The organism is Trichocoleus sp. Lan (genome assembly GCF_039961855.1).
Lineage (GTDB): Bacteria > Cyanobacteriota > Cyanobacteriia > Cyanobacteriales > FACHB-T130 > FACHB-T130.
In genome coordinates this window covers 42,473-65,708 of the sequence record NZ_JAMPKA010000014.1, presented here as the reverse complement: position 1 = coordinate 65,708, position 23,236 = coordinate 42,473, and the positions used below count along the sequence as shown (strand labels likewise).

The 23,236-nt window shown below is 44.4% G+C and carries 20 protein-coding genes; 7 read left to right on the top strand and 13 right to left on the bottom strand.

Features of this window, described 5'->3' with window-relative positions:
* Positions 1 to 10 precede the first annotated feature (10 nt).
* Both NDA03_RS14085 and NDA03_RS14080 read left to right on the top strand, forming a co-directional pair.
* Positions 11 to 664: an L-threonylcarbamoyladenylate synthase gene (locus NDA03_RS14085; protein WP_190414847.1), complete on the top strand. Its 654-nt coding sequence runs from the start codon at positions 11 to 13 to the stop codon at positions 662 to 664.
* 480 nt (positions 665 to 1,144) lie between these two features.
* Positions 1,145 to 2,341 (top strand): HetZ-related protein, encoded by a 1,197-nt coding sequence (locus tag NDA03_RS14080; protein WP_190426837.1) that lies wholly within the window; start codon positions 1,145 to 1,147, stop codon positions 2,339 to 2,341.
* Between the two features lie 68 nt (positions 2,342 to 2,409).
* Here NDA03_RS14080 and NDA03_RS14075 read toward each other — a convergent pair whose 3' ends face one another.
* Positions 2,410 to 3,138: an ATP-binding cassette domain-containing protein gene (locus NDA03_RS14075; protein ID WP_190414849.1), complete on the bottom strand. Its 729-nt coding sequence runs from the start codon at positions 3,136 to 3,138 to the stop codon at positions 2,410 to 2,412.
* Positions 3,139 to 3,234: 96 nt separating this feature from the next.
* Here NDA03_RS14075 and NDA03_RS14070 point away from each other — a divergent pair, with 96 nt between their 5' ends.
* Positions 3,235 to 3,942, top strand: a complete 708-nt coding sequence (locus NDA03_RS14070; RefSeq protein ID WP_348238323.1) for a PHP domain-containing protein — start codon at positions 3,235 to 3,237, stop codon at positions 3,940 to 3,942.
* Positions 3,943 to 4,037: 95 nt separating this feature from the next.
* On the opposite strand, the gene NDA03_RS14065 is transcribed toward NDA03_RS14070, so the two are convergent.
* The 6 genes from NDA03_RS14065 to NDA03_RS14040 all read right to left on the bottom strand — a co-directional run bounded on the left by NDA03_RS14065 (position 4,038) and on the right by NDA03_RS14040 (position 9,061).
* Positions 4,038 to 5,021 carry an alpha/beta fold hydrolase gene (locus tag NDA03_RS14065; RefSeq protein ID WP_348238322.1) on the bottom strand — a complete coding sequence of 328 codons (984 nt, stop codon included), beginning with the start codon at positions 5,019 to 5,021 and terminating at the stop codon, positions 4,038 to 4,040.
* A 130-nt stretch (positions 5,022 to 5,151) separates the two neighbouring features.
* Positions 5,152 to 5,736: a low molecular weight protein arginine phosphatase gene (locus NDA03_RS14060; RefSeq protein WP_348238321.1), complete on the bottom strand. Its 585-nt coding sequence runs from the start codon at positions 5,734 to 5,736 to the stop codon at positions 5,152 to 5,154.
* Between the two features lie 591 nt (positions 5,737 to 6,327).
* Positions 6,328 to 7,011, bottom strand: coding sequence for a response regulator transcription factor (locus tag NDA03_RS14055; RefSeq protein ID WP_190438287.1), 684 nt, complete (start codon positions 7,009 to 7,011; stop codon positions 6,328 to 6,330).
* A gap of 419 nt (positions 7,012 to 7,430) precedes the next feature.
* On the bottom strand, positions 7,431 to 8,543 hold the full coding sequence (mraY, locus tag NDA03_RS14050; RefSeq protein WP_348238393.1) for a phospho-N-acetylmuramoyl-pentapeptide-transferase: 1,113 nt from the start codon (positions 8,541 to 8,543) through the stop codon (positions 7,431 to 7,433).
* A 90-nt stretch (positions 8,544 to 8,633) separates the two neighbouring features.
* A complete protein-coding gene (locus tag NDA03_RS14045; protein WP_190414854.1) occupies positions 8,634 to 8,873 on the bottom strand; it encodes a DUF3134 domain-containing protein in 240 nt (79 codons plus the stop codon).
* Positions 8,874 to 8,905: 32 nt separating this feature from the next.
* Positions 8,906 to 9,061, bottom strand: coding sequence for a hypothetical protein (locus NDA03_RS14040; protein WP_190414855.1), 156 nt, complete (start codon positions 9,059 to 9,061; stop codon positions 8,906 to 8,908).
* A 19-nt stretch (positions 9,062 to 9,080) separates the two neighbouring features.
* Here NDA03_RS14040 and NDA03_RS14035 point away from each other — a divergent pair, with 19 nt between their 5' ends.
* From NDA03_RS14035 to NDA03_RS14020, 4 genes are all read left to right on the top strand, one after another.
* Positions 9,081 to 9,662, top strand: a complete 582-nt coding sequence (locus tag NDA03_RS14035; RefSeq protein ID WP_348238320.1) for a PAP/fibrillin family protein — start codon at positions 9,081 to 9,083, stop codon at positions 9,660 to 9,662.
* Between the two features lie 211 nt (positions 9,663 to 9,873).
* A complete protein-coding gene (locus NDA03_RS14030; RefSeq protein WP_348238319.1) occupies positions 9,874 to 10,698 on the top strand; it encodes a PD-(D/E)XK nuclease family protein in 825 nt (274 codons plus the stop codon).
* Positions 10,699 to 10,718: 20 nt separating this feature from the next.
* Positions 10,719 to 11,393, top strand: a complete 675-nt coding sequence (locus NDA03_RS14025) for a GNAT family N-acetyltransferase (RefSeq protein WP_348238318.1) — start codon at positions 10,719 to 10,721, stop codon at positions 11,391 to 11,393.
* A gap of 211 nt (positions 11,394 to 11,604) precedes the next feature.
* A complete protein-coding gene (locus NDA03_RS14020; protein WP_348238317.1) occupies positions 11,605 to 14,157 on the top strand; it encodes a sigma 54-interacting transcriptional regulator in 2,553 nt (850 codons plus the stop codon).
* Positions 14,158 to 14,301: 144 nt separating this feature from the next.
* Here NDA03_RS14020 and NDA03_RS14015 read toward each other — a convergent pair whose 3' ends face one another.
* The 6 genes from NDA03_RS14015 to NDA03_RS13990 all read right to left on the bottom strand — a co-directional run bounded on the left by NDA03_RS14015 (position 14,302) and on the right by NDA03_RS13990 (position 23,072).
* Positions 14,302 to 15,762 (bottom strand): serine/threonine-protein kinase, encoded by a 1,461-nt coding sequence (locus NDA03_RS14015; protein ID WP_348238316.1) that lies wholly within the window; start codon positions 15,760 to 15,762, stop codon positions 14,302 to 14,304.
* A 143-nt stretch (positions 15,763 to 15,905) separates the two neighbouring features.
* The gene (locus NDA03_RS14010; protein ID WP_348232426.1) at positions 15,906 to 16,415 is read right to left on the bottom strand and encodes a hypothetical protein; all 510 of its coding nucleotides are present in this window, start codon (positions 16,413 to 16,415) and stop codon (positions 15,906 to 15,908) included.
* A 392-nt stretch (positions 16,416 to 16,807) separates the two neighbouring features.
* On the bottom strand, positions 16,808 to 17,038 hold the full coding sequence (locus tag NDA03_RS14005) for a hypothetical protein (RefSeq protein ID WP_190414862.1): 231 nt from the start codon (positions 17,036 to 17,038) through the stop codon (positions 16,808 to 16,810).
* Between the two features lie 175 nt (positions 17,039 to 17,213).
* Entirely contained in the window at positions 17,214 to 18,614 is a 1,401-nt protein-coding gene (locus NDA03_RS14000; protein ID WP_348238315.1) for a serine/threonine-protein kinase, read from the bottom strand.
* Between the two features lie 120 nt (positions 18,615 to 18,734).
* Positions 18,735 to 20,117, bottom strand: a complete 1,383-nt coding sequence (locus NDA03_RS13995; RefSeq protein WP_348238314.1) for a serine/threonine-protein kinase — start codon at positions 20,115 to 20,117, stop codon at positions 18,735 to 18,737.
* Between the two features lie 264 nt (positions 20,118 to 20,381).
* Positions 20,382 to 23,072: a tetratricopeptide repeat protein gene (locus NDA03_RS13990; protein ID WP_348238313.1), complete on the bottom strand. Its 2,691-nt coding sequence runs from the start codon at positions 23,070 to 23,072 to the stop codon at positions 20,382 to 20,384.
* Positions 23,073 to 23,236 lie beyond the last annotated feature (164 nt).

Below are 23,236 nucleotides of genomic sequence, written 5' to 3'. Positions count from 1 at the left end.
ATTCTGCATTATGGCGACAATCTACAATATCCATCCTGATACACCGCAAACTCGTGGAATAGAACAAATAGTAGGTGCCCTAAGAGCAGGCGCTGTGATGCTATATCCCACTGATACTGTCTACGCGATTGGCTGTGACCTAAATGTCAAGTCAGCGGTGGAGCGTGTGAGGCTCCTTAAGCAGCTATCTAATGATAAGCCCCTGACGTTCCTGTGTCCGTCTCTGTCCAACATTGCCCAATATGCCATCGTCAGTGATGTCGCTTATCGGATTATGAGGAATTTAATTCCTGGGACTTACACGTTTCTGCTACCCGCCACCAAATTAGTGCCGAAACTGGTGATGAGTCCTAAGCGCAAAACGACGGGTATTCGGGTTCCGGAGCATACAGTGTGCCAGTCGCTGTTGCAGGCATTAGGCAATCCGATTATTTCCACCTCAGCTCACCTCGTGGATGAGAATGGCAACGCCCCAACCCTAGGGTTGGAGAAGGCAAAATTGTTTGACCAGCTAGACAAGCTAGTCGATCTGATTGTGGACATTGGCTCGGAACCAGGAGATGGGGTTTCCACAATTTTAGATTTGACAGATGAGGAACCTGTCATCGTCCGGCGCGGTCTGGGATGGGAGGCTGCAACGGCTTGGGCGACATCGGTCAGTTGATTTTAGATGAAAGATTAAAGATTAAAGATTGAGTTAAAGCTTTTACATCCAAAATCCCCAATCGCTAATCTAAAATCCCTTTGCGAACTAAAGACAATTAACTACAGCCTCGGCACTAGGGAATTCGGACGATAACCCTACCAGCAATCCACTTCCTGGATTGTCCACTCAACACCAGCTCCTACCGCTTTGCGACAACACTTGTGCGTCGATAGTTTGAGGGGCGCAAGCCCAGATACAGCAAGGGTTAGTGCTTCTTTTAGGTCAGATGGAATGGGGAGAGAGCGTAGAGATGACCCATAGTGAGCTGAGAGTAGTAACACACCCGCTGTCCGGTGTCTAACAATCAGCCCCTACAGTCTATATATAGAGAGTTGAGACGGTCAATCGCAGGCGCTGCCTGAAGGGAGACAAAACTTTTGAACCGTTCTCAGTGGCTCTTGTTGACTTTGAATACTGTCGCTACCAGGGGCTTTCACCATGACAACTATTAATTCTCTCAGCCAATCTTCTGAAAATCTATGCCACTCGACCGAGCAACTGTTGGGAATCGACGTGGAAACGATGACCGGCCTGTTGTTAGAGGAATTGCGGACTGAAATCAAAACGACGTCATTGCACGTTCAGGCGATCGCTAACCGGATCGCTCTAGAGGTACAGCGGATTTGCAGCAAGAGTCCGCGCATCCAGACTTCTGGCGAGGTTCGCTCTTGGCAGTTAAATCTGGGACGGCATCGGTTGCAAAAGTGTCTGTCATACTACCGGCTGGGTTCTAAGCGGGGTCGGGTTGAACTGCACAGCAACCTCAGCGCGATGGTTTATCGCTATGTAGTGTCGCCCAACTCTCAGTTAGGTTTTCAAGCCCGCTACAACCTGATTGAGGACTTCTTGCAAGAGTTTTACGCCGAGTCAATCAAAGCTTTCCGGCGGGAAAATGAGCTGACAATAGACTACACTCCCCGCACTCAACTGGAACTGGCGGAGTATATGGCATTCAGCGAACAGTATGCCAAGCGTCGCATCAATTTACCGAATGGCACCAGCCAGCAGCTAATTGTGTTGAGGGCACAGGGGTTTGCTCGCCGCCAGCCTGCTGAGACGAGCATGGATATTGAGAAGGCGATTGAGTTTCCCAGAGGTGAAGATGCGGACACGCAAAGTCGGTCAGCGGCGATGCACCAGCTGCGATCGCAATTGGTTGCCGATACGATTGATCCGGCGGAAGCAGTGTTGCGCGATCGCGTCGTTGCCGAACTGATGGAATACCTGCAAGCCCAAGGTCAAGAGGACTGTGTCAATTACCTGGTTTTAAAGCTGCAAGACCTCTCCGCACCAGAGATTGACGAAATCCTGGGTTTAACCGCACGTCAGCGCGACTACTTGCAACAGCGCTTTAAGTACCATGTGGAAAAATTCTCTCGTCAAAATAACTGGAAGCTGGTACATCAATGGTTGGGAGCCGATCTCGACCAAAAGCTGGGACTCTCTTCTCAGCAGTGGGAAGCGTTTTGGAATCAACTTTCTCTGGAACAGCAGCAGCTATTGCAGTTAAAACAAGCTCAAGTCAACGAGCGGGAGATTGCTCAAACACTCGGATGCACGCCCAAACAGTTACAAAAGCGCTGGACTCAAGTGCTGGAAATGGCTTGGAAAATCCGCAACCAAGGAGATTTATGACTAATGAGTTTCGAGTGTTGAGTTAAGATAATTCTCTTAATTCAACACTCATCACTCATCACTTTCCTCTAACCCCACTGGAATTTCCCCGGAATAGAATAGGAACGGGAATCGAGCAAATGCTCCGCCTGACCGACTGCAACAACTTGTCCTGCTGCCAAGATTACTAAACGATCGGCGAGTTCCAGGGCATCGGCTCGTGAATGAGTCACCAGGACAACCGGCAAGTTAAATTGACGTTGAATGGTTTTCAACTCGGTTCGGAGGGTTGCTCTCAAATCATCATCGAGGGCGCTGAAAGGTTCATCAAGAAGCAGAATTTTGGGGTAGGGAGCTAAAGCCCGCGCAATCGCTACTCGTTGAGCTTGCCCACCAGAAATCTTCTGCACGGGTTGATGTACCAGATCCTCAAGTTCTAACAAATTTACCAATTCGCGAACGCGCTGCTGCCGCCGGTGCCGTTGCCAGCGGTTGAGAGCAAAGCCAATATTTTCCGCTACGTTCAAATGCCCAAATAAGGCGCAGTTTTGGAAGACATAACCGACATTTCGCCGGTGCGCTGGCAAGTTCAAACGCTCTTTAGTATCCAGGAAGATTGTTCCCGCCACTTCAATCCGGCCCCAGTCCGGACGCAACAACCCTGCGATCGCTTGTAATGTCGAACTCTTGCCACAGCCAGACGGTCCAAATAGAACGGTTAAGCCGCTAGAAACTTCAAACTGAATATTTAAATGAAACTGCCCGCCAATGGTCGCCGACTTAGGCAGAAAATTTTTGCCAAAGGCGACTTTCAGCATGGAATACACATCGAATGTCCCAACGCAATTCCTCTTTAGTTTTGTTAGGGTATATGTTAACAATTGTCAACGAACGCGCACAGCTACTCGGCGGTTATGGCGATCAATCTTGCTCAATCTTCTGCTTCACCCCAGCCACCAGCCCAGAATACAACAGCACTCAGGCAAGTCTTTGAGACGATTCAGGCTGATAGTTGTCCGCACTCTTATAACTTTCATATGCACACCGTCTACTCGGATGGTCGTTTGTCACCGAGTGCGTTGATGGAACAGGCGATCGCGATAGGTCTTAAAGGGCTGGCGATCACCGATCACCATACGATTGGCGGTTTCAAAGAGGCTCAATACTGGCTGCAAAACACCTACACGAATCCTGATTCCGCCCACTTACCCCACTTGTGGATCGGCACCGAAATCACCTCTAGCCTGCTGAACACAGAAGTCCACATCCTTTGCTATGCTTTTGCTCCAGAACACTCTGCGATGAAGCAATATCTGAAAGGCTCTGCACCCAAGGGAAGCGATGCTGACGCTGCCAATGTGATTGCCGCCGTCCATCAGTCGGGTGGTTTTGCCGTCTTGGCTCATCCAGCCCGCTACCGCCTTCCTGCTGCAAAACTTATCCCTGCTGCCGCTGAGGCAGGCATTGACGGCGTTGAAACCTACTACGCCTACAACAACCCTAGCCCTTGGCAATCCAGTCCGAGGGAAACGAAAGAGGTGGAACAGCTCGCTGCCACCTATCGTTTGTTTAGCACCTGCGGCACCGATACCCACGGCTTAAATTTGCTCCAACGCCTGTAATTAGAACACCTCGCTCCCAATCCCTCTAGACAAGCTCTAGAAGGGAACTGGAGCCACTTGCAAAGCGCACTCCGGCGGATTTGATCTGGCTTTTTTTAATCCAGGGCTAGCAAGGACATGACGGTAGACAGATCGGGAGAAACCCGCTGACTCAGATTTAGTTCATTCACGACTCTCTGGAAGGAGCCGCCCTGCTGCAAGCGATCGCGCATCTCCTCCACTTCACCCCAGGTTAAATCGCTCTCGACATAGGCTTTAGCTACTGCGATTACTAAGTCTGAGTATTCATTGCCCTCTGTTTTGGTCATCATATTGTGCTGAATATTCAGAGTTTGGTCAAAACGGTGATACCAGCACTTGGGTTGTTGGGGGAGTAAGGTTTTAAACAGAGCTTTATGTTCTTCGTCGCCAACTGCGCGATCGCTTTCACTCGACACAATCAACATGGGTGCGGCGTAACTCGTTTCCGCCCGCTCGAAGATATCTTTTCCCATGTCTAAAAACAGACGCAAGGATGGCATCAGAAAGCCGTCATAGCCAAAATGTGCGACTCCCGGGTCAGTCTTCCACTCAAAGTAGATATTAAATACCCGCACCAACAAATCGACTACTTTATTGCTGCCACTCAAATAAGGGGCAAACAACAAAGCCCGATAAATTTGTACGGCGCGTTCTAGGGATAGCCAAGCTGCTAAAGTGCTACCACCAGAAAGCCCTCCCACCACCACTTTTCTTCCCAAAGCTTGAGCTTGTTGTAGCCAGTAAATCCCAAACTGTTGATAAACTTCTTGTTCTTCGGGAAGCGGAGGAGGGTTATCTCCATCCCAATTGCCTGCAATCCCATGCCCAGGGAGCAAAGGAATCAAGACGTTGTAGCCTGCCTTAAAGAAAGCTTCTCCTATCGGCACAAACTGTTCTGGAGTGGCAGTAAACCCATGAAAGAACAGACACACTTTGTCCGTAGGATTAGAGTAAAGAAAAAACCGAGAGCCGCGGGTTTCATCCATCAGCGGTAGCGCATCTTCACGGGCTTTCGTCTCTCGCACCAATGCTGCGGTAAAGGTGGAATAGTTGAACATTGTTATCTAAATCGTTTTTGCATGGGAAGCCCGAATTCAATGCGGCGCAGCACATCTATATCTATTTAGATTAACAGCCACCAGAACGCAGTGAATCCTTCATAAGGATATTCAAAAATGAAGTCATGTCTCAAGTGCGCGTTTTCTGAGTCAACCGAGTCAGTCCCATCAGCCACCTGAACAGGGGTAGGGTGCGGGGTAAGGGTTGAGGCGTGGGGAATGCAAAAGAACCAAAGCTGCTTTCCGATAAGATGTGGACTAACTTCTGCTGTAAAAGATTGAGTGCCAAGTTGATTTCTTGGGCGCAGTGGCGATATCTGGATAAAGATTTGCCAACGGGATCGCTAATATCTAAGGAATTGTGTTCCCCGACAAATTCTTTGAGCGTGAAAGTCTTGTTGAGCGCCTCAGGATACATCGCGATCGCAATATATTTATGAAACTTTGTCATCGTCAGCACTAAATCTGCCCATTCGATGAGTTCTGGCTTTAACCCTTGCGGTTCGCAGTCATATTGAATTCCGTACTCTCCCAATACTGTTAGAGTATGGGGCGAAACGGGTATCCCCTTAAATTTATAAAGTCCAGCTGAACGCACCTCAGTTTGGGCTAAGATTTCCTGCCTTTGCCTCAGTTCCCGAATCTTTTTCTGAAATAGCGCTTGTGCCATCGGGCTGCGACAGGTGTTGCCAGTACAAACAAATAGAACTTGCATACCATAAGTGAGTGAAGCAATGATTTATTTTGCTACGCTACGACCGATGGTGAACCCTTTCACCTTTTAAAATCCATTCGGCTGATTTTTACAAACGAATGGGTGGCACCCGCAGCTACAACTTTTGATTTAACAAGTACTTACGTATCTAATCACTTTCCGCTTCTATCTAAAGGAATATCATGTCACTTTTAGCCAAACAAAAGCCGCTCATTGCGGAGCGGCTTTTGTTTAGGTAAAATTAGCAAAAATTAGCTATTTTTAAAGTTAGATTCCACTTTGAATAACCATCAGGACGGTAACACTGACGCTCATCAATACTAAAAGAATTGCTAGAGAAACTGATTGACCCAGATGTGGCGCTTGTGAAACTTTCATGTGGTTTTCTTTTAATTTCTGAATTGTATTAAATGAAGAATACCAGCAACCTTAAGGGATCAATGAGAAAAGCACAAGTTTCTTTAATAAACGCAACAGTTCTTAAGAATCGCCAGTGCGATCGCTCTTAAAGACAAGCACAGATATAGATAAAAAAACACGTAAGGAAACGGGCTAAGCCCGTTCCCCTAAACGTTTTGAGAGCGAGGACAGTTATCGAGTCAAACCGTGTTCAAGGGCATAGCGCACTAACTCGGTGCGGCTATTCGTCCCTGTCTTGCTAAACAAGCGGCTGACATACTTCTCAACGTTGCGGACACTGGTTTCCAAGCGTCGGGCAATTTCTTTATTCATCAATCCTTCCGCTACCAAGTCTAAGACACTCTGCTCTCGCGGCGTTAAGTCTATGCGGATATGGGAAGGAGACTGGGGGATTCGATTTGTATCTTCTAACATCCCCCGGATGGCAGCAATCTGTTGCTTGATGTCCTCAATATCGTTACCGCCAGTGGTGTTCGTTGGGGTAGTGCGACGTTCCAGTAAGTTTTTGACAATTGCCTCCAATTCCTCTGGATCGAAGGGCTTCGGGAGATACGCATCGCAACCCGCTTGATAGCCTTGGATGCGATCGCTTGTCATGCCTCTAGCCGTTAAAAATACTACAGGTAAATTTTTGAAGCGAGGATCTTCCCGCAGCTGCTTGAGAAATTGATACCCATCCACCTTGGGCATCATCACATCTGAAATCACTAAATCCGGCTGGTTCTTCTGCAACATCTGCCATGCGTCACCAGCATTACTGGCAACCTGAACGGTAAAACCACTGTCTTGCAGATATTCTTTGACTGCTTCGCGCAGTCCGGGTTCGTCGTCTACCAGTAACAATTTTCCTGTCATTTATCTTTCCTTGCCGCTACGTTTTTTAACAGTATTTTCTTAACAGATGTGTTCCCTTGCTGCTGGTTTTTTAATTAATGTAGCGAACTTTTTAAACCTCTATTTGTTCGGACTTCTGGACTATCCAAATGCAACCATCAATAATAAAATTAAACGCCCTCAAATTGTCTTCTGTTTAACAGAAGTGCTTCCCCTTGCCTACCCAATTAGGGAGAGGAAAAAGGATCGTCTTTCTGCCAGATTTTTGAACCCCTGAATTTCAGATGCCTTAGAAATGGGGGTTTGTTTGCCTTAAAGTCGGCGCATGGAGTAGGTGCGATCGCTACCGACTCAGTCTGTTCGGTAAAACAAGCGATCGCAGACCTTGATTGATTAAAAATTAACCCTTGCTCACTTGTAGCTGAGTTAAGTCTATTTAATTAACGGAGGACAAAACACAACAAAGCTAAAATGCCGTTAATCAGATAAAAGGCGGCAACCACTTGGGTTTCACTCCAGCCACTCAGTTCTAAATGGTGGTGAATCGGTGCCATCTTAAATAAACGCTTGCCGATCCCATCCGGGCCTTTGGTGGCTTTATAGTAGCCCACCTGCGCCATCACGGAGAGGGATTCCACGAAGAAAATACCGCTGAGGATAAATAGCGCCCAGAGATTGTTCGTCAGAAGTCCGACTGCTGTCAGTGCGCCTCCCAGCGCCATCGAACCCGTATCGCCCATAAAGACGCAGGCTTTGTTGCGGTTGTGAACCAAAAAGCCTAGGTAGCTGCCACTCATGCAGGCGCAAAAAATCATTAAACTTGGCGACACGGGAGCAACAATGGCACCGAGTCCCAAAAGAGCGATCGCGCCCGTTCCCGCTGCTAGTCCATCGACTCCATCCGTGAGGTTCGTCGCATTACTTTCCGCCACTAGCACAAATACTGCTAAAGGCCAGAACAGTAACCCCAAAGGAATGGCTAAACCAAAAGGCAAGGCAATCGTGGTGATACTTGCTGGTTGATTCCAGACAAGCCATAGAGAAAACAGAACACCCACCCCAATCTGCAAAATCAGTTTCATCCGGGGCGAGATGCCTTTATTCGACCGGCGTCTAATGACTTGCCAATCGTCAACCCAGCCAATCGCACCGTAGGCTAAAGTTACGATTGATACGGCAAGTACGGGAAAGAATCCTTGTATGCCTACAGCCAATCCAGACCACACCAAGGCGGCGATTACCCCGACTGGCACAAAAAACACCCCGCCCATTGTCGGAGTGCCTGCTTTTTGTAAATGCGCTTGGGGGCCATCCTCCCGAATAAATTGACCCGCTTTTAGGGCTTGCAGGAAGGGGACTGCCCAATATCCTAAAAGAGCTGTCACCAAGGCGCAAAGCCACAGGGGAAACGTCATAGAGATGCCTACCGATGGGAAGACACCTGCTTGCAGATCGAATAATATCGTCCCTAGGGAAAGCCCAACTGCCAGTAACGCTAGCAGGCTAGTTCCTGAGGGGTTGAACGACCGACCAGAAAATAATTTAGCGTCCACAAATTTTTCGTTCACTTCTCACACCAGAATTCAGAATTTCAGAATCCAGAATTTACTCTGACGCCTGAGTGCTGAATTCTTTTCGTCTGACTAATCTTCGTCTACATCGATGATTTCATCATCGTCTTCGAGATCATCGTAAACATCATCCGGTGCCATCAGATCGGAGATTTCTGCATCACCATCGCGGAAACTATCTTCAGCTTGAACATCCCGCGCCAACAAGCGTCCTGTGGATTCCAGCCAGTCCAGAATCGATGGTTCTTGTTGTAACGGAATCAGACCAGCCAGCTGGTGACGAGGTTCTTCACGCAGAGACGGGTTGTACATATTTGACATATTTGAGGATTTCGGATTGGGAGCTAACTAGACATATTGAGTTTACCACTCCCAGAAACGCGATCGCTGGCGTGGAGATTATTGCGTGTCAAGGGAGTTGTTATCAAACTTATCAACTGGTCGCTGATGCCATCTGCGTATTGAACAAAAGTTAAGCTGGGGGTAGAGAAGTCACCCACAAGAGAGGTCTAGGAGGAAATGAGGAAAGCAGCACTGTTGGAAGCGATCGCTTCTCAAAATCGCGGACTGCTAGCAACCGAAACCGACAAAATAGCGATTCTCTCAGCGGTTGCCCGATTGGAAGACCTCAACCCTACTCCCCGTCCGGTTGAGGCAACTGACCTACTAGATGGCAATTGGCGACTACTTTACACCACCAGTCGCGGTTTATTAACCATTGACCAACTGCCATTCCTCAAACTTGGTCAAATCTATCAATGCATTCGAGCCAAAGACGCCAAAGTTTACAATATTGCTGAAGTTTATGGCTTACCCTATTTGGAAGGATTTATCAGCGTTGCTGCTCGGTTTGAACCAGTTTCTGAACGTCGTGTATTGGTAAAATTTGAGCGTTCTATTTCTGGTTTACAGCGTCTCATTAACTATCAGTCGCCTTCAGAATTTATTCGGCAAATTGAAAGCGGTCAGCGATTTCCAGCTTTGGATTTTGGTATCGACAGCAGCAACCAGCAAGGTTGGCTGGATACTACTTATCTAGATGAGGATTTGCGGATAGGCCGAGGCAATGAAGGCAGCGTGTTTGTGTTAACAAAAGCTTAGGTTAATGGCTAGTGGCTAATGGTTAATGACTATTAGCCATTAGGAAGATAAATTCCTGCAAAATAGGGCGGGGTTAGTCTTTTTTTTACGAACCACTAAGAACGCGAAGGATGCCAAGGAAGAAAAAGAGGATTTGACGAATTAATTGGGATTACTACACATAAATAATATCCAGTTATCTAAAAATTATTACCCGTTAGCAATTAATCAGATGGAATCTACGCAAGAAGTTTTGTTCCGCTTGTCCCAAGGACAATTAAATCTACTACAAACTTGTCCTCGAAAGTTTCAACAAATCTACTTAGATAAACTGAGTTCACCCACCAATCCAGAACAACTAGAACGGCAAAATTGGGGCAGTCGCTTTCACTTATTGATGCAGCAGCGAGAACTGGGATTGCCGGTAGAATCTTTGGTGCAAGAGGACGCCCAATTACATCGTTGGGTGACGGCATTGGTGGATGCAGCGCCAGAAATCTTGATATCTAACCCGAAAACCTTCCGCCAAAGCGAACATTGTCGCACGCTGAATTTTGAGGGATATTTACTGACGGTCATCTATGATTTGTTCATTGAAGACACCCAATCTGCTCAAATTTTGGATTGGAAAACTTATCCTCAACCAAAAAATCGGCGTTGGTTAGAAAAAGATTGGCAGACTCGCTTGTATCTTTATATTTTGGCAGAAACTAGCGATTATTTGCCAGAACAGATTTCTATGACTTACTGGTTTGTCCAGTCTCAGCCTCAACCAGAAAGCCTCAAATTTACTTATAATGCCGTTCAACACGAGCAAACGAAAAGGGATTTAACAGAACTGTTGACGCAGCTAACCAATTATTTGCAACGTTATCAGCAAGCAGAAGATTTCCCTCAAGTTCCAGAAACCGCTAATCGTTGCCCTGACTGTAATTTTGCGATTCGGTGTCAGCGCGATCGCAATTTTTCAAATACTTCGCATCTTACCAGTGAAGAAAATTTCTCTCATCAAGATTGGCTACCCAATTTAGCGAAGATTCAGGAAGTTTCCCTGTAAAAAATAAAAAATTAAAATTTATGACAAATCCTGATAAAAACGAGCCTGCATCTAACTACTCTTCCATCTATATCCGCGACCTTGAAATTGACGATCTTGCCCCGGTTTACCACTTGGGAGAAGCTGTATTTATAAGCAATTTGTACCCTTATTTATATCGCACCTGGGATGAATGGGAGGTGATTGGACTTTACAATACCGATCCGGAATACTGTCTGGTTGCTGAAATTGACGAACAACTGGCAGGGTTCATTTTGGGAACCGTGATTAGCAAAGCATCCTGGACTTATGGATACATTATTTGGCTGGGTGTGAATCCGAATTTTCAGCGTCGAGGCGTCGGGGACAAGCTCGTTGATAAGCTGGTAGAACGGATGATTGAAGATGGGGTGCGGTTCATGCTGGTGGATACCGATCCCGCGAATGTCCCAGCCGTGAAGTTTTTTAGCCGCAAAGGTTTTGGCAATACTCGCCAGCACATTTTCTTGTCGATGAATTTGAGCAAGCACGAGTATTATGGCAGGCTGATTGCCTACGAGCGCGAAAAAGCTGAGAGGGCAGCTTATAAACGATCGCGCCGCCGTCCTTCCACTCAAACCCAAGGAATTGCTAGCGAAGCAGCGACAAAAGTTATGGTGACTGACACTCCATCAACCCCTGTCGAACCTCCGAATTTCTCCGATCCCGAAAGTTAACCTTTTCTTTTTGATAACAATTTTCCTTAGCTACTGCTGCGGCTAAAGAAAATCGCCGCTAAGACTATCAAACCCAATAAGGCTAGGGGAACCCACAGATTGACAAGCTCGCTCATCTCAGTTGTTTTAATCTTGGCAATCAACTTAATTAATTAATATTTTTTATAAAAAATGGCTAAAATGTAAAGCGAAATTTATTTTTAAGGCAACCATGACATCAAAAGATACGGTGACATGGCTACAAGAGAGAACAGCGCTGGGTGTACTATCGGCAGAAGTGTTAGAAGCGATCGCGCAACTTCTGGAAGAAAAAGTCGTACCAGCGCAAACGACTTTAGTGGCGGAGGAAACGCCCCCCGAAGGACTCTATATTCTCAAACAAGGGCAACTAGAAGGCGATTCTCTTTCAGAGACGCTACGCGAACGTGCTAACCAAACAGGTTTAGCCTGGGTGATTAGTTTTCTTCCTGGAGCCACCATTCACTTACAAGAGCTACTGTTAGACCAGCAGGCTCAAAGAACTATCAAGACACTCAGCGAATGCACGCTGTGGTTTATTCCCGCAGAGCAATTTCGGCAAATAGTCGCCCAATATCCCGAAATTACCCAAGCGTTCTCCCAGCGGTTGGCTCAAGAACTCGCTCAACTATCGTCTCAACTGAACTACGAACAAGAGCGTCAAACCGCCTTGCGCCCTTATCTGGTAGCAAAGGCAAGACGCGGGGTGGTGGGAAAAAGCCGCTATGCAGTCCGGCTGCGCCAGCAAATCAAAGAGGCGGCTGAGTCAAGGCGTCCAGTCTTGATTTTCGGGGAACCGGGACTAGAAAAAGACAATACCGCTGCTCTGGTTCACTTTGGTTCTTCCTATCGGCGCGAACCGATCGTTAAAGTAGACTGTAGTACGCTGCAAGCAAGTGGTGCAGAACTATTTGGTCGTGCTAGTGGCAAACCAGGGCTAATTGAATCCCTGGGGACAGGCACCTTAGTCCTCAACAACATCCAAGAACTTCCCCCAGAGTTAACGCCGAAGCTAGCTCAATTATTAGAAACCAACACCTACACCCCCCTTAGCCGTTCGGAAGACCCACCAGCCCCAAGCCGCTCGTGTCAAGCCCGCATTATGATGATTGCGGAAAAACACCTACCGACAATTGAGCGTCAAGTCGGTCATTTAATCAAAGTGCCGCCTCTGCGGGTGCGAAAAGCGGATATTGAAGACCAGGTAGAATACTACATTCGCCTGTTCTGTCGAGCCAAGGGCACTCGCAAACCCAAAGTCGCTCCAGAAGCTATACGCCGCTTACAAGCCTATGATTTCCCCGGCAACTTGAAAGAGTTGCAAAGTCTGGTAGAACGGGCACTCGTTCAATGTGCCGGTGCGAATCTGCTCACCGAAGAAGTATTCTGGTCAGTCGAAACCCATAAAAAGCGATTTCGCGTCAATCTTTTAAATGCTTATCCCGACTTGCGGCGATTTCTCCGCAGTTCCTGGTGGCCCGACCGGATTAACTACGGCTTTACTTTGGGTGCTTTTGCGCTTGTCGTCGCCCTATTATTTTTGGGTCCCCAGCATCGCTCCGAAAATGTAGCTCTAAACCTATTTTGGGCGTGGTGGTGGCCTTTGATATTGATCGGTTTTCCCTTTGTCGGACGCCTGTGGTGCGCTGTTTGTCCCTTCATGATTTATGGGGAAGTCACCCAAAAGCTTTCTCAGTGGCTTTTTCCAGGGCGATCGCTGAAGCGTTGGCCCCGACAATCTGCCGAGAAGTGGGGCGGATGGTTTTTGTTCGGGCTATTTGTCCTCATTTACCTGTGGGAAGAACTCTGGCATTTAGAAGATACTGCCTACCTATCCGCTTGTTTGCTGTTATTAATTACTGCTGGGGCGATGATTTTCTCCGCCATTTTTGAGCGGCGGTTTTGGTGTCGGTATCTATGTCCAATTGGCGGGATGAATGGGCTTTTTGCCAAGCTGTCAATGACTGAACTCAGAGCGCAACAGGGAACTTGTTCGGCAGAATGCACCACGTATCAATGCTACAAAGGTGGCCCTCAAAAAGGGGAAGGCTTAGAAACCGGCGGATGTCCGTTGTACTCTCACCCGGCTCAGTTGGAAGATAACAAAGACTGCGTTTTGTGTATGACCTGTCTTAAAGCTTGTCCCCACCGTTCGGTCGAGTTAAATTTGCGTCCGCCAGGAATTGAATTGTGGACAACTCATATCCCCCAAGGCTCTGAAGTGGCACTGTTAATGTTGCTATTAGGAGGCGTCTATCTCCATCGATTGCCGGAATTGCAATCAACTTTGGGATTGCATCTGGATTTAACCCAGTTTTGGCAACATTTCGGATTTTCCTTGGTAGCTTTAATCGTCCCTGCGACTGTGCCGTTTTTAGCTTATAGCGCTATTAAACTCTTTAAGGGTTCCGTAAAGCCTCGCTCGTTTATAGAGTTGGCTTATGGATATTTGCCGCTGGTGTTGGGGGCAAATTTAGCTCACTATTGGCGGCTGGGTTTAGGGGAAGCGGGACGCATTTTGCCGCTAACAATGGCAACTTTCGGTCTTAGCGGTGAAGGATTGCCTGTGTTGGTCGCACACCCGGCTGTGATTGAATTTTTGCAAGGCACAACGCTAATTTTCTCACTCCTGTTGACGATGCTATTAACCCAAAAAATTGCTCGTCAATCTTTCCGAGCGCTGTTGCCTCAGCATCTGGGCGCGATCGCTCTATTTGTGAGTCTTTGGGCAATTATTGTCAGATAGTCGGCATAGTAAATCACTCTTATAATCAGATCCCCGACTTCTCTAATAAGTTGGGGATCTTACTTTGACGAATCATTTAGGATTGCTATATACAAAAGCTGCAACAAACTCTATAACTTGCAGTATTTTCAAAAACTTTTAACCCTATTGTCTGGTAATTGGTAACTCCAACCAATTACTTAATTCTTGTGCTAACCAATCAAGTTCTTGTGTTGTCAGATAGCCATAGAAGCGGTTTTCGCTGTCCGTACTCAGCGATTGCCCGATGCGATAGCTAGAGCTGGCGTCTGTGTAATTGACTCCATCTGTAGCCCAAATTTTTAGCTCTGGCGGTACCTCCATAATGCCCGCTTCAGTATCGCGACGATAGAGGCGCTTCAGGTAAGTCAATTTATAGAGGTTACTGCGACTTGCCTGAAAAACCAGCCGCCGTATTTTCCACGCTATTTGAGTTACCTTGATTGACTTGCGATCGATATAAATGTGCGTGTTTACCCTGCTGATGTAAAAAGCTTGCCAGAGGCTAGAAAGACCTACTCCTAAAAGAAATAAGCTGAACAAGATTAGTAGCCCATTACCACTAAACAAAGAGCCAATTAACGCCATCCACGAAAAAATCGTATAACAGAAGATAAAGGAAATTGAACAACCCGCTCCTGCATTAGTAGTTTCTGGAGGTAGAGATATCTCTAGAGCTTCTGCATTCTTGAGAAGTGAAATTTTACTGTCATGAGGTTTTTGCAGTATTAGAGGAGTTGATGTCGCTGATGCAACAGATGGGAGTTGCAGAAGAGAAGGCTGCTCTAATGTCGCGAGAGCTGCTTGAGCTGAACTAAATCGCTGCTTGCGGTTGGGATGGGTCATTTGCTTGAGCCATTGCACAAAGCTGGGAACTAGATGCGGCACGGGTTCAAACTGAAGAAGCAAATCTTCTTGTAACAAATCCGCGGGGTGTCTCCCTGTCACCAAGTAGATTAATGTTGCGCCTAAACTATAGAGATCGGAGGCTGGAAAAGCACGTCCGCTAAATTGTTCGGGTGGCATATAACCATAGGTTCCGACAATCGTCATCGTCCCGATTTCTCGGACAGCCGTTTGCACCGAACCAAAATCAACCAAGTAGATATCTCCAACCTGATGAGCAGAGCGATCGCTCGTTAATAAAATATTGCTTGGTTTAATATCCCGATGAATCACCGGAGGATTACCAGAGTGCAAGTAGCTCAATACATTCAGTAATGCTTTCGCGATTTGTTTTACCTCTTCTTCGCTAAATGTCCGTCCGCGCTTAATCCATTCCTGCAAGGATGTTGCAGGAATATAAGTTTGCACGAGTACAAATCCCTGACGATCGGGTAAGTGCAATTCAAAGGAATCGAGATAGCGGGGAATTGCCGGATGCGATAAAGATTTGAGGGTTTCTGCTTCTCGTTCAAACAGTTTTAAATCCTCCCAACGGAAGTCACTGTTAAAAGTGAGAATCTTAAGCACAACAAGTTCCTGGGTTTGTAAATCCTGCGCTAATAAGGTACGCCGTCCAGAATTGTGCCCCAGTTGGCATTGAATGTGATAGCGATCGCGCAATACTTGTTCTTCTGCAAGCATGGGAAATTATTGCTCCTATCTGGTGGTCTTTTGCAGTTTGCCTATATGAATGCCAGTTTATGAGGATTCAACAAGCATTCTACTTTTAACGTTTCTGTTATCTCTAAAGAGAATTACACCGAATTTTACGGCTGTTAACCAACTTATTTCTCCTCAAAATCACTGGCATCAATTTGCTTTGTTCGGGCGCTTCCGTGAGGCACAGGATGTAATGTGGCCCGATACTCCATCCACTCTACTCCAGCTTCTTTTTTGATTTCCTTAAAATTCAAAGGATTGCTGAATTCCGAGAACGAAGGGTTCTGCAAAAACTTTTGTTTTTTTTGTTCCCAATCTATTCCCATACTTAACTTTAAGCGACAGTTACAAGGGCTAATATTTGCAATGTTCGTTTCTCGATTAGCCTGAACGTACACAAAACGGCGCGTCTTTCCAGAGACGCTATCTACAAGTTTTACAGCCGCATCGCGGGTCGTTCCATTAATAATTTTTAGCTTCCCAAATCCCTGCAAATCTTGAGGTGGGATAATATCAGTGCCGTTTTGAAGAGAAACAGGAGGACGGTTTGGGCTTGGTTTCCGTGCAGACTTTAAGGAAACTGGTACGGTAGATAACTGTGTTCCTTGTTGCGTTCTAGGAAGATAAATCATCATCCCTAGCAAGCTGGCAATAGATACTGCTGCTAAAACAATGCGTCTGGTCAAAAAAATTGCTGAAAATCGGTTGTAATTCCTCAGAAGAGTAGAGCGACTGGGGATATTTTTTGAAGAAAAGGATGCTAATTTAAGTTGTTCTATCTGAGGAGTTCGACCGCATTTAGAACAAGTCATTTTGTTTCCTAAAGCTCGACCTTTACTGACATAAAGCATTCCGCAATTGCAGTGCAGAATTTGCAACTTATTTTTCTGCATCGTTGGCTCCTTGGTTCTACCTTTCAACACCCAATAAACGATGAGTTGATGCTTCTCCGTTGAACACACAGCAATGCGAGTTTTATATACAAGGCTGTGCGCTCGCAGAATATATATCTTTGGATCATCAGCACTTATGCAATAGATGAAGAACTCGCTGGAATAGCCAACACTGTTTGTCGTTCAGATTTCTTGCAGGCGTTTCCCTGGAAGTAGCGTGAAGCTGACTCCGAAGGCGTTCCCGTTCCCCGGAATGCTCGCGCAGAACCCCAAGGGTTGCGATCGCCTAATTGCGATCGCAAAATATCTATTCTTCTCCTAGCATGGGGAATTACTACTCCTATCTGGCGTAGCAGGTTATGCAACTAGTTAATTCAGAGGAATTACTGGCCTTTCTATTGTTCCGGTAGCTGCTGTTTTAATTTATATGGATTAATTTTATATATACCTTGTCCTATAGTAAATTAGAAAAGCTTTGCAGTATTTATTTAAGTTTAATAACCGTTGTATATTTGAAATTTCTTCAACCCGAAAACTCAGCTAATTTTGTGTAATTGGTACATTTAACCACTCACTTAATTCATGGGCTATCCATTCTTTTTCTACATTTGATTTGATACTGCTACTAATTTTTATTTTTTGGTTTTCACCCCAAATTTCTAAAGTATCTGGATATTGCTCTCTGTCTTTATTAATAAATTCGCCTGGATTATAAATTAATTTAGTAATATTTTTTATTGCGAGAAAAGACTCAAACTCAAATCCTAACAACTCATGGGTGAAGTAAATCAGCTCTGATTCTATACGCAATCGTCGTTTACCCAATAAAGAGTCGATAAGTGAATATGGGAAACATACCCAAAAAATTAATATCCATAAACTTAGAAACATTAATGGTAGCCAGAAGAAGAGTAGGAACAATATAGTTACCAAACCAAGAGAAAAAAACTGAAAAGTTAAAAACCAGGTTAAACCCCAAATAATTGGAGTAATAAAAAACATACTAGCCCCAGCTTTGATTAAGTCAAAAAAGCCAGATGGAGGAATCAAAACTTCCATACTATGTATGTTTTTGGTTAATGTAATTCTACTTCCCAATGGTTTTTTGACGGGCGTACAAATGAGATTTAGCCGTGGTTCATTAAGCGATTGTAGCGCTAGGTTTGCAGATTTCAGACGCTTTTCTAACCTGGGTTCTGTCATCTGTTGCAACCAGTTGGTAAAGTTTGGGGTAAGATTAGCTTTTTGCTGAAATCGAATGCGAAAATCCTTTTGTGGTAAATCTGCGGGATGGGCTCCGGTTACTAAATAAATTAAAGTAGCACCTAAACTATAAAGATCGGAACTAGCAACAGTGCGTCTGCCAAATTGTTCGGGTGGCATATAGCCATAGGTTCCTACTATAGTCATTGTTCCACCTTTGCTGTCAGAAATAGTTTGCACAGAGCCAAAATCGACTAAATAAACGTTACCAACACTATTACCAGACCTATCGGTTAATAAAATATTACTTGGCTTGATATCGCGATGAATGACAGGTGGGTTTTGTTCGTGCAAGTAAATCAAAATTTCTAAAATAGATAGAGCTATTTCTTTTACTTCTTCTTCAGTGAAAGTTCGACCTGCTTGTAAATATTGCTCTAGAGTTTTTGCAGGAATATAGGTTTGTACTAAAGCAAATCCTTTTAGGTTTTGTAAATTTACATCGAAGTAATTTAAATAACGAGGAATCGAGGGATGATTGAGTTTTTTTAGAGTTTCCGCTTCTCGCTCAAATAATTTAAGGTCATCCCATTCAAAATCACTACTTAATGATAGTAATTTAATAACTACTAATTCTGACGTATGCAAATCATGCGCTAGGAGGGTTTTTCGTCCATTTTTTTTGCTTAACTCCTGCTGAATTTGATAGCGATCGTCTAATATCTTATTCACTAGCATAAGCAATATTACTCCTTAAACTTTTCTAATTTCGATTGAAACAAACAGAATATTTACTTAGCGATAGTTCTAGGGATTATTTAATTGTATTGAATACCTGTTCGCCCTAATTTATTTTTTTTAAACTTGCTTATCTGCATATAAAATCGGCAAATCCAACCAAGTGCTTAATTCTTTTGCCAGCCATTGCACTTCTTCTTTGGGTAAATTTATGCTAACACCAGGAAATTTATACTTATAAATCCCAGCCCAAATTTCCAATTGTGCGCCCACAGTTACTGAATATCTATTACCGTGAGAATTTTCACGTTGGTCAACGTATTCGGAGAAATAAACCAATTTGACAATTTCCTCTCGCGGTGATTCTGGAGCTAAATAAAATTTCAAAAATCCAAACAACTCTTTAGTAAAAATAACTTTTTCCTGGTTTATATAAAGTGTTTTACTAATAAAGTACGATGAAAGGAAATATAAGTACACTAATAAAAATATTATAGGTAGCAGATAAGTCATATTGAATTCAGCAAACAAAGCGTACAAGAACAGGGTTCCAATTCCTATAGCAAATGAAATAAAAATAAACGTTCCCAAAACCTCAAAAAAATCTAAGTGTTCTGGCGGCATGAAAATTTCTAGAAATTTGCTACTTTTTCTAAGTTGAATTCTCCTGATAAGTGGTCGATTGATAGCTACAAGATTGGGATTTTGATTCAAAGCTTGTAGAGCTTGGTATGCTGAATTAAAACGATTTTCTAAGTTTGGCTCGCACATCCGCCGCAACCAGTCACTAAAAGTCAGACTAAGATTCGTTTTTTGCTCGAATTGAATGCGAAAATCTCTCTGTGGTAAATCTGTAGGATGGACACCTGTTAATAAATAAATTAACGTTGCACCTAAACTGTATAAATCTGAAGCGGGAACTGTACGTCCACCAAATTGCTCTGGAGGCATATATCCATAAGTTCCCACTACTGTGCGAGTTGCGCCTTCTTGGGCGGCGACAGTTTGCACCGATCCAAAATCTACCAGATAAATGCCAACACTATTACCAGACCTATCGCCCAATAAAATATTACTGGGTTTAATATCTCGGTGAATCAATGACGGATTTTGACGATGTAGGTACATCAAGATTTTTAAGATAGCGTTAGCGATTTCTTTAACTTCTATCTCAGTAAAAATTCGACCTCCTTTGACATGATGTGACAAAGATTGTGCAGGAATATAACTTTGAACGAGAGCAAATCCTTTTAGCTCGGAAGCGTTTATCTCAAAATAGTCTAAGTAACGAGGAATAGCTGGATGTGACAAGTTTTTTAAAGCTTCTGCTTCCCGCTCAAACAGTTTGAGATCATCCCACTCAAAATCACTGTTAAAAGTCAGTAACTTGACAACCACTAATTCTCCAGTCGCTTGTTCGCTACACAAAATTGTCCTTCGACCAGCTTTTTTTCCTAATTCCTGGTGGATTTGGTAGTGCGCTCCTAAGATTTGACTATCCATTTACTCACCTAATATTTTATCTTTTGTTATTGGTTACGTATTTGACGTTGCTACTACCCTTATGCCCTTTGAGTCACCTTTGTTAGGCACGAATGACAATTTATAGACAATGTTTCCTAAAGGTTAACAAACTGCTTGTATATATATCCCAGCGAGGAGAAGTTATGCAAAAGAGAGCAGAGAGTTTAATCCACTGGATAATAATCAAGACTTTCTTAGTTTGGATATTGCACAGATTTGTCTAAAGTCGAATGTTTTGCACTGTTACTCGGACTCTCCGATAAGGGTGAAAGCCGCCCATTGTTTAGGATTGGGATATTGTTTCATTGCTGTCAGCATTGCTTGACGTAGTGCAACAGCTTTGTCAGGATTTTGTTGTAAATTGCGATAGAATTCTGTCATCAAAAAGGCTGTAGAATTATCATTAACTGCCCACAGCGAGACCATGACGCTGGGAACTCCCGCAGAAATTAAAGAGCGAGATAAGCCAACCACACCATCACCTGTAATGTCTCCGCGCCCCGTATCGCAAGCGCTGAGAACCACTAAATCGGCGCTTAGTTTCATGTCAAAGATTTCGCCTGCGGTAAGTAAGCCATCAACTACGTCGTCAGGTTTACCAGAAGGAGCAAGCGCGATCGCTCCCGGTACACCGAATCCTTTAAAATCATGAAGTAAGCCGTGGGTAGCCAGATGGATGATACGAGCTTTCTGCATTTTCTGCATTACCGCCGTTTTGGTGGCATTGCTACCTGTAAGTGCTTTGGTATTGAATAATTTAGCAATTTGAATTGCTTCTTTTTCTGCACCAGGCAGAGGCTCTAAGCTTGCCTCCAATTTCCCAATTTTAATTTTAGGCATGGTAGGATTGCCGACAACCAGCACATCCTTAGCTAATCTTTGACTGTTCTGCTTCTGCTTACGGGTTAAGTCCAAAACTTGGATTGCAGGAGCGGTGAGGATGGTATGTTTTTCGATTAAGTATTTGCTTTGCTCGTCTTGCAGCGCGGGAAAGGGAACGAGAAATAGGAATTCTTGCGGGATAAAGATGACTCGCTCATTGGAGTCTTTTGGTAGCAAGTCTGCAATGGGTGCGATGAGGATTTTATGGAGTTGCTGTAATTTTTCGGTTGGGTTTTCGGGTTGAGGATTTGTGGGAGTTACTTCAAAGATACTGCGGCTTCTGACACCAATATCATCACGGCTGGTGGTAACGAGGTCTTGTAAGGATTTATTCGATGTTTTTTTTAGATCGACTTGTTTAAAGGCAATCTTACCTGTGGATTTGATGACCCAGATGTAGATTTTTGATTGCTGCCATTCTTCTTTTCCTTGAAATTTAAACGGGTCATAAAGAATTGAATATTGAACAAGTGTGGCGTTTTGTTTTTGGGCAATTTGCTTAATTTCTTGAAGGGTTGGGGGTGTGATATTGGGTTGATTGCTGGGGTTTTGTGATAGCTTGGAATCTAATAAATTTACTAAAGCACGGCCGCGACTACGTTCAGCAATTAAGAGTGCTTTGTCAAATTTATTCTGAGCAACTAAAGCTTGTTGCAGAAAGCGGTATGAATTAGATTGCTGTTCAAAAATAGAGATTTTCTGGTCATCTTTTAAGTTTCGCGGTCGTAGAGATTCCCAAGCTTCAATTGCTGCAATTAACGTGGTTTCGGCTTGAGAATATTGACCAAGAGTATTGTAAACAAATCCAATATTGGTGAGTGTAGCACCTTCTCCTGCCTTGTTACCAATTTTTTTATCAATGGCTAAGCCTTGTTGATAATTCTCTAAAGCTTGATGGTATTGTCCCAGGTCGTTGTAAACTAACCCAATATTATGGAGTGTATTACCTTCCATCACCTTGTTGCCAATTTGTTTGTGAATAGCTAAGGCTTGTTGATAATTCTCCAAAGCTTGAGGGTATTGTCCCAGGTTGTTGTAAACTAACCCAAGACCAGTGAGCGCAGTACCTTCTGCTGCCTTGTAACCAATTTGTTTGGCAATGGCTAAGGCTTGTTGATAATTCTCCAAAGCTTGAGGGTACTGTCCCAGATTGCGGTAAGCTTCTCCAATATTGATGAGCGTATTACCTTCCATCACCTTGTTGCCAATTTGTTTGTGAATAGCTAAGGCTTGTTGATAATTCTTTAAAGCTTGAGGGTATTGTCCCAGGTTGTTGTAAACTAACCCAATATTGTTGAGCGTAGTACCTTCTGCTGCCTTGTCACCAATTTGTTTTTGGATAGCTAAAGCTTGTTGATAATACTCCAAAGCTTGAGGGTATTGTCCCAGATTGCGGTAAGCTTCTCCAATATTGTTGAGCGTAGTACCTTCTGTTGCCTTGTCACCAATTTGTTTGGCAATGGCTAAGGCTTGTTGATAATTCTCCAAAGCTTGAGGGTATTGTCCTAGATTGTTGTAAACTGTCCCAATATTGTTGAGCGTAGTACCTTCCATTGCCTTGTCACCAATTTGTTTGGCAATGGCTAAGGCTTGTTGATAATTCTCCAAGTCTTTTGGGTACTGTCCCAGGTTGTTGTAAACTAACCCAATATTGTTGAGCGTAGTACCTTCTCCTGCCTTGTTACCAATTTGTTTGGCAATGACTAAGGCTTGTTGATAATTCTCCAAAGCTTGAGGGTACTGTCCCAAGTTGCGGTAAGCTTCTCCAATATTGTTGAGCGTATTACCTTCCATCGCCTTGTTGCCAATTGCTTTGGTAATAACTAAAACAGTTTGAAACGTATTCAATGCTTCTCGAAACTGACCTTTATTGAATTGCTGAAAACCTAATTCGCTCAACCGTAACGCCTCATCATCGCGTTGTTCTGTTGTCTGCGCCTGCGCCAAAACCGTATTGCTTCCCCAAGTAAGCCCTACCACTTGTAACGGACAACTCAACGAGATGAGCAAGGTTGCAGTAACAACGCTAAGGCGACGCAGATGATAATTCATAGCAGAATTCTCTAGCAGTGGGTTAGCGAACTGCTTATATATATCTCCCATCTTGGGAGGTTATGTAAAAATTCACTCAACTTCTTCCCAAAGATTCCGAAGAGTGCGCTGTTCGTAAATATTTTGACAATTTCCTTGCCTCAGTTGAGGATGAAATTGCTCAA